At 42.8% G+C, this 13,976-nt stretch carries 16 protein-coding genes; 12 read left to right on the forward strand and 4 right to left on the reverse strand.

Annotated features, from left to right (window positions below; translation table 11 throughout):
• From MICAI_RS27210 to MICAI_RS15395, 4 genes are all read left to right on the forward strand, one after another.
• Positions 1-207, forward strand: a 207-nt coding sequence (locus tag MICAI_RS27210) for a hypothetical protein (RefSeq protein WP_039900264.1), incomplete at its 5' end; no start/stop codon positions are given.
• Positions 208-308: 101 nt separating this feature from the next.
• Positions 309-626, forward strand: coding sequence for a hypothetical protein (locus MICAI_RS15385; RefSeq protein ID WP_008203728.1), 318 nt, complete (start codon positions 309-311; stop codon positions 624-626).
• Positions 627-1,046: 420 nt separating this feature from the next.
• Positions 1,047-2,060 (forward strand): aldo/keto reductase, encoded by a 1,014-nt coding sequence (locus tag MICAI_RS15390; RefSeq protein ID WP_008203731.1) that lies wholly within the window; start codon positions 1,047-1,049, stop codon positions 2,058-2,060.
• A gap of 394 nt (positions 2,061-2,454) precedes the next feature.
• Positions 2,455-2,895, forward strand: a complete 441-nt coding sequence (locus tag MICAI_RS15395) for a beta-carboxysome assembly chaperone CcmS (protein WP_039900266.1) — start codon at positions 2,455-2,457, stop codon at positions 2,893-2,895.
• On the opposite strand, the gene nagA is transcribed toward MICAI_RS15395, so the two are convergent.
• Positions 2,851-4,002 carry an N-acetylglucosamine-6-phosphate deacetylase gene (nagA, locus tag MICAI_RS15400; RefSeq protein WP_008203734.1) on the reverse strand — a complete coding sequence of 384 codons (1,152 nt, stop codon included), beginning with the start codon at positions 4,000-4,002 and terminating at the stop codon, positions 2,851-2,853. The genes MICAI_RS15395 and nagA overlap by 45 nt on opposite strands.
• A 374-nt stretch (positions 4,003-4,376) precedes the next feature.
• Between nagA and MICAI_RS15405 the strand changes: the two genes are divergently transcribed.
• The 3 genes from MICAI_RS15405 (at position 4,377) to MICAI_RS15415 (ending at position 6,643) form a co-directional block, all read left to right on the forward strand.
• The gene (locus MICAI_RS15405) at positions 4,377-5,171 is read left to right on the forward strand and encodes a metallophosphoesterase family protein (protein ID WP_039900271.1); all 795 of its coding nucleotides are present in this window, start codon (positions 4,377-4,379) and stop codon (positions 5,169-5,171) included.
• Between the two features lie 78 nt (positions 5,172-5,249).
• Positions 5,250-6,068: a SirB1 family protein gene (locus tag MICAI_RS15410; protein ID WP_008203739.1), complete on the forward strand. Its 819-nt coding sequence runs from the start codon at positions 5,250-5,252 to the stop codon at positions 6,066-6,068.
• 110 nt (positions 6,069-6,178) lie between these two features.
• Positions 6,179-6,643 (forward strand): VOC family protein, encoded by a 465-nt coding sequence (locus tag MICAI_RS15415; RefSeq protein WP_008203741.1) that lies wholly within the window; start codon positions 6,179-6,181, stop codon positions 6,641-6,643.
• Here MICAI_RS15415 and MICAI_RS15420 read toward each other — a convergent pair.
• The 3 genes from MICAI_RS15420 to MICAI_RS15430 form a co-directional block, all read right to left on the reverse strand.
• Positions 6,640-7,407, reverse strand: coding sequence for a tryptophan-rich sensory protein (locus MICAI_RS15420; protein WP_008203744.1), 768 nt, complete (start codon positions 7,405-7,407; stop codon positions 6,640-6,642). The genes MICAI_RS15415 and MICAI_RS15420 overlap by 4 nt on opposite strands.
• 3 nt (positions 7,408-7,410) lie before the next feature.
• The gene (fabZ, locus tag MICAI_RS15425; RefSeq protein WP_002734156.1) at positions 7,411-7,890 is read right to left on the reverse strand and encodes a 3-hydroxyacyl-ACP dehydratase FabZ; all 480 of its coding nucleotides are present in this window, start codon (positions 7,888-7,890) and stop codon (positions 7,411-7,413) included.
• A gap of 269 nt (positions 7,891-8,159) precedes the next feature.
• Positions 8,160-9,299: a SpoIID/LytB domain-containing protein gene (locus MICAI_RS15430; protein WP_008203747.1), complete on the reverse strand. Its 1,140-nt coding sequence runs from the start codon at positions 9,297-9,299 to the stop codon at positions 8,160-8,162.
• A 746-nt stretch (positions 9,300-10,045) separates the two neighbouring features.
• Between MICAI_RS15430 and hcp the strand changes: the two genes are divergently transcribed.
• From hcp to MICAI_RS15460, 5 genes are all read left to right on the forward strand, one after another.
• Positions 10,046-11,674: a hydroxylamine reductase gene (gene hcp, locus MICAI_RS15440; protein WP_008203751.1), complete on the forward strand. Its 1,629-nt coding sequence runs from the start codon at positions 10,046-10,048 to the stop codon at positions 11,672-11,674.
• Between the two features lie 84 nt (positions 11,675-11,758).
• The gene (gene hoxU / locus MICAI_RS15445; RefSeq protein WP_002760545.1) at positions 11,759-12,475 is read left to right on the forward strand and encodes a bidirectional hydrogenase complex protein HoxU; all 717 of its coding nucleotides are present in this window, start codon (positions 11,759-11,761) and stop codon (positions 12,473-12,475) included.
• A 6-nt stretch (positions 12,476-12,481) separates the two neighbouring features.
• Positions 12,482-12,880, forward strand: a complete 399-nt coding sequence (locus MICAI_RS15450; RefSeq protein ID WP_002794251.1) for a hypothetical protein — start codon at positions 12,482-12,484, stop codon at positions 12,878-12,880.
• Positions 12,881-12,884: 4 nt separating this feature from the next.
• Positions 12,885-13,349: a hypothetical protein gene (locus MICAI_RS15455; RefSeq protein ID WP_232306211.1), complete on the forward strand. Its 465-nt coding sequence runs from the start codon at positions 12,885-12,887 to the stop codon at positions 13,347-13,349.
• A 46-nt stretch (positions 13,350-13,395) separates the two neighbouring features.
• Entirely contained in the window at positions 13,396-13,944 is a 549-nt protein-coding gene (locus MICAI_RS15460) for an oxidoreductase (protein ID WP_002740992.1), read from the forward strand.
• Positions 13,945-13,976: the final 32 nt, after the last annotated feature.

Consider the following 13,976-nt stretch of genomic DNA (forward strand, 5'->3'; position numbering starts at 1 on the left):
GAAGGGGGGCAGGGGGGATCGAACCTCAAACCCATTTTTAATTTAATTATAACCAGCTACTTAACAATTATTTCCTTTTGTGTGATCGGTTTAACTTATATGGGAGCGATCAATCTTTGTGTCCTTTGTGTCTTTGTGGTTCGTTCTGGTCGTTCGCTGGCACTGTATCTTAGAATACATTTTACCCACCGACTACTCATATATTAAGTTTTATTGAATCCGATCGACCCTTAAGATAGCTTTGCTAGGATGAAATTCACATCAGGAGATGTTTATAGTAATCACCGGAAAAAGTCAACAGGGAAGCAATGAAACACTTTCACGAACCATGGATTCAAGAATGGTGTCAAGAAAACGGCTGGACAGAGCTATTTCTCGAACGCTACAGTAATTATTGGGCATTCCCTCCCAATGCCGTGATGCCAGAACCAATTCCCACCAAAGTGTTACAAAAAATTAAGCGCCAAAAAGGTCTATCCCCTGCCGAAAAACTTTGGTTAGGAATGGCGATCGGATTGACTGTGACAGCCTTAATTCTCTGTATCACCCTCGCTTGTCCTATGCCTATAGTTCTCGCTTTCGCTTTTGATGCTGTCACCGCAGCGCGATTGGAAGTGGAATATTAACCCAGCAAAAATTGAGAAGTAAAAACCCAAAAAGGGGGAGATTTTTCCGAAAGTCTTCCCCTTTGCCGCTTTTTTCTGGACAGGTACGATCGATCTGTTCAACGAAACAGGGTAAAATCGGGCGATAATTTAAGAAAGTAGATTCATCGGCTTTTTAGCCGTCAGGAGTCAGTATTTAGGAGTCAGGAGATTATTTTTATTTATTCTCCCCACTTCCTTCTCCCCACTTCCCTCTCCCCCCACTCCCCAATTGAGCATCTCATTTATGCAAGTGAGTAATTATACTTATCCCTAAAACTGTTTTCTAGCAAGGCTTTCAAAATAGCTTGACATAAAAACCTGATTTAGGGGTTACAAAGGTGAGATGCTCCCCTCCCCAATTCATAATTCATAATTCATAATTCATAATTCATAATTCCCATGTCCGAATCTCGTCGCTTACAGTTTACCCCCGATCTGGAAATTTGTCGTATTTTGAACGGAATGTGGCAGGTTTCAGGCGCCCATGGTTCGATCGCACCCCAAAAAGCGATCTCTAGTATGTTCTCCTATCTAGATGCCGGTTTCACCACTTGGGATCTGGCCGATCATTACGGTCCGGCCGAAGATTTTATCGGTGAATTTCGTCGTCAATTAGTCGCCCAAAGGGGCATTGATGCCTTAAATAATCTGCAAGCTTTCACTAAATGGGTTCCCCGTCCGGGTAAAATGACTAAGGAAATAGTCGAAAAGAATATCGCTATTTCCCTACGTCGCATGGATGTGGATAGTCTCGATTTATTGCAGTTTCACTGGTGGGATTATTGCGATAAAAATTATCTAGATGCCTTATATTTTTTAGGAGAATTACAACAGGAAGGCAAAATTAAACACCTGGCCTTGACTAATTTTGACACGGAACATTTAAAAATTATTCTCAGCGCTGGGATTAAAATAGTCTCCAATCAAGTCCAGTTTTCCCTGATTGATCGCCGTCCCCTCGTTAAAATGGCGCAATTTTGCCAAGAACATAACATCTATCTACTCGCCTATGGTACTCTAGCAGGAGGCTTATTAGGGGCAAAATATCTCGGTCATCCTGAACCCAATGCCATGAGTCTCAATACCGCTAGTTTACGGAAATATAAAAACATGATCGATGCTTGGGGAAACTGGCAATTATTCCAAGAATTATTAACCGTTCTTAAAGCGATCGCTGATTCCTATCACGTCACCATTCCTAATGTGGCAGTGCGTTACGTTCTCGAACAAAAAGCCGTAGCCGGGGCAATTATCGGGGCGCGTTTGGGCGTTGCCGAACATATCGCAGAAAATGCCCGTATTTTCGATTTTCAATTATCCCCCCAAGACTATCAAAAAATTGATCATGTCTTGCAAAAATCCCGGGATTTATTGCAGCTAATCGGTGATTGCGGTGATGAGTACCGTCGTTAACTGAAAAGGTGAATAGTTCTATCCCTATTCAATCCCTATCTAGAGGAAAAGTTGTCGGCTCTACCGAAACTGTCATGTAAAACTATCAACAACTCATGCTTGTAAAGCTTGTATACTAAGACTTTAAGTTTTTGTTAGATTGATATTTATCAACTTTAGAGCATTGCTGGGCAGAGAGGGAGCTTGAGGAATTTTATACAGTGTAAGTTCGGAAGAACCAAGTTGTCTATAAGTAGGTAGGTGTTAAAAATTCTCAGCTTTCCCCCCTTATTAAGGGGGGACTAAGGGGGGATCGGCACCCTCCTTGTTAAGGACTGATAACTGATAACTGATAACTGATAACTGATAACTGATAACTGATAACTGATAACTGATAACTGAAAAGAGGCTAATGATGAGATTTGAACAACCAATACCCGATGATCCCGCTAATCAATGGCGCTATCAATTAGATCAATTTGTGCAAGAAAATCAAAGAGAATTAGCCGGTTTAATGTGGGGGTTACTCTCGGAATGGGGAGAAGATGCTCAAGAAATCTTGGGCATTGATCTTAAACCTCAGCCCCATTTTGTCTGTTGTTCTAGGGAGGCTCTAGAGAAATTAAATCGCAAGGTTAATTGTAAAATTCAAGAGATGCTTGGGATTATCTATCGCTATAATCCCAGCGAAGAAGTGGCTATAGTCGCTATCGGTGATGGTCAGGTAAAATTGATTTATTTTCAACCCGATCTTTCCCCTCCTGAATGTTTTGATCGCCTCGAAGTCAATCTTGATACCCTTATTCAACAGTTAGAGGCCAAAATGCTGGCGGAAATCCAATCTTTCCCAATTTGATGCCGATTGCCAGCGCAAAAAGTTGGCAGGTTGTCCCACCGATAAACCCGCTAATCCGATCGCTTTTCTGGGGGATTCTGTCCCTAGAAGAATCGCCGTTTCTAAATCACATATTCCCCAGTTGACTAAATTGGCTACTCCTTGTAATAAGGGTAACGTTGTTCCCGCTAAAGTACCGTCAAAAAGTCTTGCTGTTCCCTGTTTAACTTCAATTTCTCTCTCGTCCCAAGGATAGACACCATCCCCTAAACCGATCGGCGCTAAAGCATCACTAACTAAGAAAATTCCTTGATCATAATTACTGGCTTTTAGTAATAATTCTATCATGGTTGGATGGATGTGTTGACCATCGGCAATTAACCCACAATACACCTCACAATTGATAATTGCTTCCCCTAATAACCCTGGTTGACGATGGTGTAAAGGAGGCATGGCGTTAAAGGCATGAGTAACCATTTTTGCCCCCTGTAAAAAGGCTTTTTTGGCTATTTCTTGATTCGCTTGCGAATGTCCTAAGCTGATGGTAATCCCTCGATCGCTTAGGTATTTAATCACCGTACCGCTACTATCTAATTCCGGGGCTAGGGTGATAATTTTTACGATCGATAAGTAGTCCCCAAAGAGTTTATCTACTGTTTCTATACTTGGGTTTAAAAGATATTGTCCCGGATGCGCCCCCCTTTTTTCATAGTTTAAAAATGGTCCCTCTAAATGTACTCCCAAAACCTGGGCGCTCGATCGATTTTCCTGTTGCTGTTTTTCGATATATTTGGCAATTACTGAGAGGGATTTTTGAAATTTCTCCACGGAGGTGGTGACTAGGGTGGGAAGATAACCATCAATGCCTTGATTCCCCAGATAATCGCTAATCTTATCTAATTTTTCTAGATCTGTTATTTCTAAGTCGGGAAATGCTAATCCTAACCCTCCGTTGATCTGTAAATCTACTCCTCCCAACGATAGCCAATCCCCTTCCATATCGATGATCTTTTCCCCTCTTGTCTTTCCCCCCATCTCCGTGATCCTCTCAATCTTTCCAGCAGCATTTATCTCTATTTGTTGTCGCTCCTGATGGGCGGGAATTCTAGCGTTAATTAGGGTTATCATAGCAGCAGAAATCTAATTTTTTTTTATTATAATCTCAAAAAAAAACTTTTTTTTTCATGATGCTTGACAAGGGGGCATTTTTTTGATATGCTTTTTTATACAATGGGAATCTTTGCGTTTACATAAAAGTGCCTGCATCCGATTATATAAAAACTGATCATAAAAAAATAATACCATAACCTGACCGCTCCCTGCCCAGAGATTGCCAAAATACTTTACAAAACAATTACAGCCTTTCTCTGGCGGTTCTTAGGGGGGAGTGGCTGTCAGAAGGAAAGGCTTGTCCTATAATAAAATCAAGACCTTATAAAAACTACCTTTTTAGGGATAAAAGAGTAGCAATGTCAGTATTGTCGGCGATGAGGGAGGGGTGTGTGTTTTTTAGAAAAATAGGGGAACAGACTCAAGAACCGCGTCGTATTATTATCGGAGATGTCCATGGCAGTTTTCAGGCACTTTTGCGACTATTAAACCGAGTTGCCCCCGATAGTGAGGATGAGGTTTATTTTCTGGGGGATTTAATAGATCGAGGAGAGCAGAGCTTGGAAGTGGTGGATTTTGTCATCAAAAATAACTACCAATGTCTCCTAGGAAATCATGAATATATGCTCTTAAAAGCTCTGGCAGGAAAAGAAGTTTCTGAAAGATGGTTAAACGGTTGGATCGAGAGTGGCGGGGCGGCGACACTACTAAGTTATAATAACAATATACCCGCCGAGCATATCAATTGGTTCCAATCCCTACCCGCTTATTTAGACCTAGGAGATATTTGGTTAGTTCATGCGGGAGTACACCCAGAATATCCCCTTGAACAGCAAACAAACGAGGAGTTTTGTTGGATTAGAAACGAGTTTCATACCATGACCCAACCCTATTTCAAGGATAAACTAATTATCACAGGTCATACTTTAACCTTTACCTTTCCAGGTGTCAAACCAGGGCAACTAGCTTGCGGCAGCTGTTGGCTAGACATTGAAACTGGGGTTTATCATCCGCAAAGTGGTTGGTTAACTGCTTTAGATTGGACAAATCAATTAGTTTATCAAGTGCAGGCTCAAAATAAAAATTGTCGCACGATCCCTTTAAAAAAAGCAGTGGTTAATCTAGATATTGACAAGATTTCTCGTTACTCCTCCAGGGAAAGCTCATCTAAATCGCTGAATCTTTAATGTTGATCGGCAAAGAGAAGCAATAAAATCGTAAGGATCGGTTAAAATAGCTGATAATCTGATTAATACCCTTTTCTAATGACCCTTGAACTCTTATACCAGGCCTTCATCGAAACAATTCAACATCCTGACCCTGAGATAAATCTAGCTCGGGCAGCTCTACAAATAGCCAATTTTGAATATCCGCGCCTCAAGATTGATCACTATTTAAATAGGATAAACTTAATGGCTGAGGAGGTAAAAAAACGCTTACCCGATAGATTATATCCTTTAAAAATAGTCAAGGTTATCAATCAATATTTGTTTGAAGATTTACAATTTACCGGTAATACCCAAGAATACTATGACCCCCGCAATAGCTACTTAAATGACGTAATCGATCGCCGCACGGGTATTCCGCTCACTCTCTCGATTATCTATTTAGAGATTGCCAAACAGATCGATTTTCCCATGGTAGGAATTGGTATGCCGGGGCATTTTATTATCCGTCCCGATTTCGAGGAGGTAGAAATCTTTGTCGATCCCTTTCACGGTGGTGAAATCTTATTTAAACAGGACTGTCAAGAAAGATTAAGTCAAGTGTATCAACAGCCAGTTAAATTAGAAGAACATTTTCTCAATATTGCCACCAATCAGCAAATTTTATTACGTTTGCTGACTAATTTAAAATATATTTACCTGAATCGTCAACAATGGTCTCAGACAATTCGGACACTAGATCTGCTACTTTTGCTCATTCCTAATCATCCCCTAGAGCTACGCGATCGAGGTTTAGTTTACTATCAAATTGGACAACTCAGCCAAGCGCAACAGGATTTAGGCTTCTATCTTGCCCTCCTACCCAACGCCCAAGATGCGGAATCCATTCGACAATTATTGCAAAAAATTAACTCTTAAGTCATCCGTCGTCAGGAGATTATTTTTATTTGTTCTCCCCACATCCCAATTCATAATTCATAATTCCCCCACACCCCACCAACAAACTTTTTCAGCAAACCCTAACTAAAATGACTATTAGCCCTTCCCTAACCACAAAAAAACTCAAAATCGGTCAACTACGAAAAGTCCATCATATCGCTTTCAACGTCAAAGATATGGAGGCTTCTCGTCATTTTTATGGGGAAATATTAGGCTTAGAGGAATTAGTGGGGGAAAAAATTCCCACCACCTTAAAAGAATTAGTTGCCCAGGGAAAAGTGGCCAATTTTATCACCCCCGATGGTACAGTAATTGACCTATTTTGGGAACCAGATTTAAACCCTCCCGACGACAATCCTGAAATCGCTTTTACCCGTGCCAACCATTTAGCCTTCGATATTGCCCCCGAAGGCTTCGATTTTGCCCTAGAAGTGCTACAAAGTCAGGGAATTATTATTGCTAGTGGACCCGTGACCCGGCCCACTGGCAGGGGGGTTTACTTCTATGATCCCGATGGCTTTATCGTCGAAATTCGCTGTGATCCTGCATCTTAACGACTCAGAGGACGAAAATTGCCACGAAAAACCAGAAAAGTTAGGGTAATCGCTAATATAATCGCCGTTACCGCAATTAGAGGCAGAGAAATCTGTTTAACAGCGATCGCCAAGAAAGCCCAGATAAACACCCCGATAAAAGCCCGATCTTTTCGGTTTAAACCGACTAAAATTGCGATTATTGCCCCGATAACCAGAATTATTACCGTCCAGATTTGGTCAGTTAGACCCCATCGCTGCCAGTCGATCCAATCTAGCAGCGAAGCGACGTTAACAATCGTGGCCACGGTAATCCAAGCGAAATAGATACTAATAGGAGCATTAACTAATAAACCCTGTTTACGATTGACAATAAAGCGATTAATTTCTAAGCGGAGATAAAGCCGGATGAGAGGAATTAAAATGCCTAGCATTGCCAGTAAAGACAGGGTAAAAAAACGCAATTGAAAGAGAATTACCCAGAGAATCTGACAAGCACTAGCGATGGCTAATTCGTAGCCTAACCGACGCAAACGCGGTTCAGTTTTATTGAAAGCCAAAGCTTGGTAAATTCCCAGACTAATTAAACCCAGATAAATTAATCCCCAGATCGCAAAAGCATAATTAGCGGGAACAATTAAGACATCTTGAAAAACTGTATTCGAGATAGCCCCGATATTTTCGCCCTTGAGAGGGAAAATATTAGCGAAAATATTGGTAATAAAAGCCCCTAGAATAGCAAATAAATTTAGTTCTTGTCGGAGACGATCTCGATCAAAATTCATAGGTCAATCAAAGACAGAAAACATCATTTCACCCTGGGCGGCCAATTGCCCATCGACTCTTGCTTCCCCTTGCATTTTAGCAATTTTATTCATCTTGAAGGATAATAATTCCACCGTCATGATCAATTGATCCCCCGGCACCACGGGACGACGAAAACGGGTTTTATCAATGCCTGCGAAGGCAAAAAATTTCCCTTTCATCCCGGGTAATTGGGTTAAAATCACTCCCCCCACTTGGGCCATAGATTCAACAATTAACACCCCCGGCATCAAGGGACGACTGGGAATATGACCGGGAAAAAAAGGCTCGTTGATCGTGACATTTTTGAGGCCAACGGCTTTTTTACCTGGTACATAGTCAATAATCCGATCGACTAGGGCAAAGGGATAACGATGGGGCAGTAGTTGGCGAATTTCCTCGACGGTGAAGGTAGTTTTTATGACTGGTTCCAACTCGGTTAAGGCTTCGGTAACGATGGTCATGCAAGTCAAAAATTACAAGTGAGATCAGACATTATCTCACAATCAGTTATCAGTTATCAGTTATCAGTTATCAGTGATCACTGATCAGATGAACGTAGGTTGGGTTGAAGCATGAAACCCAACGCCAGCATAGTTTACGCTACCGCTAACCCATCCTACAAATAATTGTGCCTCCCTACTTAGCTTAACCAATTAGGTTTTAGATTCGATCCTTGTTATCAGTTATCAGTTCACTGTTCACTGTTGACTGGAAATGGCTGACAGCCTTTTTAATTGGGCATTTCAGTTAGACGAGCATTTTGATAATAATGGCTGAGAATGCGGTCATAGGTCACCCCTTGGTCGGCGAGGGAAAAAGCGCCCCATTGACTTAAACCGATCCCATGACCGAAACCGCGACCATTAATGGCAAAAGTACCGTTATTAGCTGAAATCGTGAATAGGGTACTACGCAGCTCGAGGAATCGCCGTAATTGGGTATCAGAGATTAATTTAGAGCCTTGATCGCCCACTACACGCATTCTAATCACCCGTCCGTGGGGAGTGATCCTTTCGGGAGATAGCGATCGCACGCGACCGACACCACCGATTAAACGGCCTAATTCCCTGGCGCTAAAGTTTTTTGACCATTGGAATACCGGGGCCACTTGATCGTAATCGACGACACCGCGCAGGTAGGGTAAGGGGGAATTCCAAACATCTTCGACATTTTCCGTATGACCCCCGGAGGAGGAGTGAAACACCGCTAAAATCGGTTTGCCGTTGAAGCTCATAATTTGTCCGGCGGTGGCATTAACTGCCTCGTGGGTGCTAGTAAACTCGCTTTCTAGACCCTTATAAACTTGGGTGCGGGTGGTAGTATCTAGATCGTAGATGCGATTACCAGAAGTATTCATTTGGTAGAGAGCATAGGTGCGCGCCGCCACAGATTGGGCTTTTAAGGCCTCTTGCGGCCAGGAGGGAATCGCCTCCGCACCGACGACACTATAGAGATATTCCTCTAAATCGACTAAATTTAGGGCTGTCACCCCAGAACCTTGCCGAATGATCCTTGTGCGTCCTCGATACCAGCGATCATTAATCCAGACGTAACCATCATTCTCCGGTTCGATGATCAATTGACTGGCCTGCCAATCGGCCAAACCCACCGCTTTTCCTCTGGGATTAGCATTGAGGGCATTCATGGCGGTCAATTCTCCTAAGACTCTGCCGGCCCCATCTTTCACCACAGCATCGGTGGAACTGCCCACGGAGACGGCACTAACACCTTTACTGATGGCAATGCGTAATTCGACAGCAGCTTGGACTGGAGCGATAATCAAAGCCCAAAAAACTAGGACGAGCCAACTATGAGCAGGCAGGCGCTGCAGGTAACTACCCAGCAGCCTTGCTGTGTGTTTATTGGTCATGGGGGTCGGACTCCTCACACAATCGATCGATAATCAATTTTACCCGGACTGGGATTTTTTGGCTACTCTGGTTCGGAAAAATTTTTCCCCTGTCACTTTTTCCCGATTGTCTGACAATTTTTCTCTCCTAGGGACCCTGAATGGGCAAATTGCCTTATTTTGTCCGATTAATCGGGATTTATTCGAGTCATAAAAATCACCAAAAATAAGACCTCTTGTAAAAATCAAAAATTGTTGTTAGGGTTAGGAGTCAGGAGTCAGTAGTCAGTAGTCAGGAGAATTAAGAATGAATAATAATCAATTAAACGGTCTATAGCGTTTCTGATTCACAAGAGGTACATTCCCGATCCTGAACAGCTTAATCAGCAAAGGTTTGAGTGTGCCGCACAGATGCGAGAACCGCTATATTTACAGATTTTATGTAATTTAATCCTTGTTTTTGCCTTTTTTGAACCCTCAAAAATTAATTATGCAAGAGGTTTATACTTAATTGACTTAAGACAACTAAATAATTGTTTAATCGGTAATTCTTGAGGAAATCTAAAATCATAACCCAACCGGCAAAAAGGGTGAGAGAATAAAAACATAGTTCAGAGAGTAGAGGCTGTCAAGACAAGCTTTCCCGTCGTAAAATCCATAATTACTGCCCGTTGAAGGCTGATAACTAACTTTCAAAAAAGTGGCATTCAATTTAGTAGAAAAAATCGCAACAATCTGTCAATCTACTGAAAAAAGAGAGAAACCTTATGTTTTGTGAACAATGCGAACAAACCGCTAGTGGTAATGGTTGTCATCAGTGGGGGGCCTGTGGAAAAAGTCCCGAAGTCAACGCCGTTCAAGACTTATTAGTTTATTGTCTGCGGGGATTAGCATCGGTGGTTTTAAAAGCCAAAGAAGCGGCGATATCTACTCGCGAAGCTGATATTTTTACCTGTGAGGCCCTTTTCGCCACCATGACCAATGTTAACTTTGATCAACGGCGTTTTACTGATTATATTCAGCGTTGTTTAGAGATGCGGGAAAATTTAAAAGCACAATTGAGATCGCTGGACTGGTCTGCACTTGCTAACTATCAGCCTAATTTTAATGAGAGTCTAGTCAGCCAAGGTCAAGAAGTATCCTTAGAACTAATTGAAAAATTGCAAGACCTCGATATTTTTTCCCTAAAGTTAACCGCTATCTACGGAGTTAAAGGTCTGGCTTCCTATACTTTTCACGCTCAGGAATTAGGTCAAGAGGATGACTCAGTTTATCAGGTTATCCAAGAGACTTTAGCGGCAATTGATCGGGGGGATTTAAACCTGAATGATTGGGTGGCAATCTGTCTAAAAGTCGGGGCGGCAAACCTGCGGGCCATGGAATTATTAGATCAAGGTCATACGGAAACCTACGGTCATCCCATACCGACAAATGTTCCCTTAAATCCGCGTTTAGGTAAAGCCATTTTAGTCTCCGGCCATGATATTAAACAATTAGCGGCTTTACTGGCACAAACTGCCAATACTGGGATAACAGTCTATACCCACGGAGAATTATTACCCGCCCACGGTTATCCAAAACTCAAAGAAAAATATCCCCATCTCTACGGTCATTATGGCACCGCCTGGCAAAATCAAACTAAAGAATTTGCTAAGTTTCCGGGGGCAATAGTTTTAACTACTAATTGTCTCATGCCCCCCCACGAAAACTATGAAAGTAAACTCTTTACCCTCGGACCTGTGGGTTATGCCCATATTAACCGCTTAGAAACAGTTGACGGTGCGATCGATTTTAGTCCCGTGATTGCTAAAGCGCAGTCATTGCCCGGATTTACTGAAACAAGCGAACCTCGGCAGGTAATGGTGGGATTTGCCCACAATACCGTTCTCAGTGTCGCTGATACGGTGGTTGATGCCCTTAAACAGGGTAAAATCCGTCACTTCTTCCTAGTTGGGGGCTGCGATGGGGCAAAACCCGATCGCAATTACTACACCGAATTCGTGGAACAAGTCCCCGAAGATTGCATCGTTTTAACCCTTGCCTGTGGAAAATTCCGCTTTTTCGACAAACAATTAGGTAGCATCGAAGGATTACCCCGGCTAATGGACCTGGGACAATGTAACGATGCCTATAGTGCCATCAAAATCGCCCTAGGATTAGCCAACGCTTTTAACGTCAGCGTCAATGAGATTCCCCTCTCCCTAATTATCTCTTGGTACGAACAAAAAGCGATCGCTGTACTGCTCACCCTGCTACATCTAGGGATGCAAAATATCCGTCTGGGACCAACTTTACCGGCATTTATCTCCCCCAACGTCCTCAAATTCCTCGCCGATACCTATCACCTGCAGCCGATTACTACCCCCGCAAAAGACTTAGCCGATTGTCTAGGTTAAAACTTTCTGTAAAAATCCTACCCTTGGCCACAAACCGTGGCCTATGGAAGGAGAGGGATATTATCCTCAAGGAGAAGAATTTTTATGTCCGTAATCACTTTAAGTATTGATGGTAAAGATGTAGCGATCGAAGCGGGTTCGAGAGTTCTGGCGGCAGCTAGTCAGGTAGGAATAAAAATTCCCGCTCTCTGTCATCTCGATGGGGTTTCCGAAGTGGCCGCCTGTCGCTTATGTTTAGTAGAAATTGAAGGTATTAATAAATTATTACCCGCCTGTGTAACGGAGGTGGCGGAAGGAATGGTGGTTCATACCGACACCCCAAAACTGAAAGAATATCGCCGCATGACAGTGGAATTATTATTCGCTGAAGGCAATCACGTTTGTGCGGTTTGTGTGGCTAATGGTAACTGTGAATTACAAGATTTAGCCATCGAAGTGGGTATGGACCATAGTCGTTTTCCCTACCGTTTTCCCAAGCGAGAAGTGGATATTTCCCATCCTCTTTTTGGTATCGATCACAATCGTTGTGTTCTCTGTACCCGTTGTGTGCGAGTCTGTGATGAAATTGAAGGGGCGCACGTTTGGGATCTGGCTTATCGCGGCGAAAAAGATAAAATTATCGCGGGAATGGATCAGCCTTGGGGCAGCGTTTCTGCCTGTACTTCCTGCGGCAAATGTGTTGCCGCTTGTCCAACCGGGGCGATATTCCGCAAGGGTTCCGCCGTTTCTGAAAAAGAGGAAGATCGATCGAAGTTGGAATTTTTAGTTAATGCTAGGACTCAACACCAATGGACGCGTTAGCGAAAAATGGTAGATTCTCAAAACGCTCGTTGGGGACATCTAGGTATTTATGCCAAGTATCTGCGGGCGGAAATGGCTCTGTATGACGAGATTATGGGGATGAATGAAGATATTCGCTTGATTTCCGATTACTGCGGTATTTCTGCTCGGGAAACTCAACGAGCAAAGGACTACGCTTTCGGTAGCGGTGTCAGTCAGTATGAATTTTGGCCTAGTATTGATATGGCAAAGGCGTGGTTGAGGATGGCGCGAGGACAGGGAACGGCGATTGATCGTGTCTTTTTACAACACGAAATCTTAGAATCGGATTTAGTGATCAATCAGGGTATGAATCAGCCTTCTGCTCACGAAATCGCTCAAGCTCAATATGGTTGGTCAGTCTTACTGCGTCAAGGGAATCAATAATGTTATGAATGATACAAATCTCGAACAGATCTTTCTGCAAGCCTTGGATCGCTGTCTATCCCTGCTGGATTATCAATCTCAACCAACCAATTTAGCTTGGTCCGCGATCGAACTTTTCGCCGAAGTTGGGCGATTTCCCCAGATGCTTCGCCAATTCTGTGATCAATACCGAGAGCGTGTGGCGGCGGCAGATCGGGCGATCAAAGATTACGCCAGTAGTGTGGATAATTGGACAGTCAAGGGGACTATTTTCGGGGCGCAGGATCAATGTAATATCTTGCATTTTTTTCTCAATGTCCACACGAAAAATTTTAAGTTTTTTAGAGGTGAAAATTGGACACCACAGCTGATCTGTGAATTTTTGCAAGAATGGAAGGGGATCGATCTTTTTTCTTTAATTGCAGATAATCAGGAACTTGTCGAGACAGGCAAAAACCCGCCCCTCGGTAAACAGCCGCTTTTCTATTAGCTAGTAATCACTATTGCCAAAACCTAACAAACAAGGAATTAAAATTATGTCTAAAATTCGCTTCGCTACTGTCTGGTTAGCTGGTTGTTCGGGATGCCATATGTCCTTCCTCGATTTGGATGAATGGCTGTTAGAATTAGCCGAAAAAGTTGACGTGGTTTATAGTCCTGTCGGCTGCGATCTGAAAACCTATCCGGAAAATGTCGATGTCTGTTTAGTGGAAGGAGCGATCGCTAATCAGGATAATTTAGAACTAATTCATCTAGTCCGTCAAAATACCAAAACCGTCGTTTCTTTTGGTGATTGCGCCGTGACTGCTAACGTTCCCGCTATGCGAAATATGTTAGGAACTGCCGATCCCGTGCTAAAAAGAGCTTATTTAGAGTTAGGAGATAACACACCTCAACTACCAGAAGAACCCGGTATCGTTCCCGAATTATTAGATCAAGTGCTGCCCGTCCATCAAGTCATTCCCATCGATATTTTTATGCCGGGTTGTCCCCCCGATGCGGACAGAATTCGCGAGACATTGATTCCGATTTTAAAAGGGGAATTACCGGTGATGGCAGGACGAGAAATGATTAAATTTGGTTAATTGAATCAGTTATCAGTTATCAGTTATCAGTT

Origin of the sequence: Microcystis sp. T1-4, assembly GCF_000297435.1 — a bacterium.
GTDB lineage: Bacteria > Cyanobacteriota > Cyanobacteriia > Cyanobacteriales > Microcystaceae > Microcystis.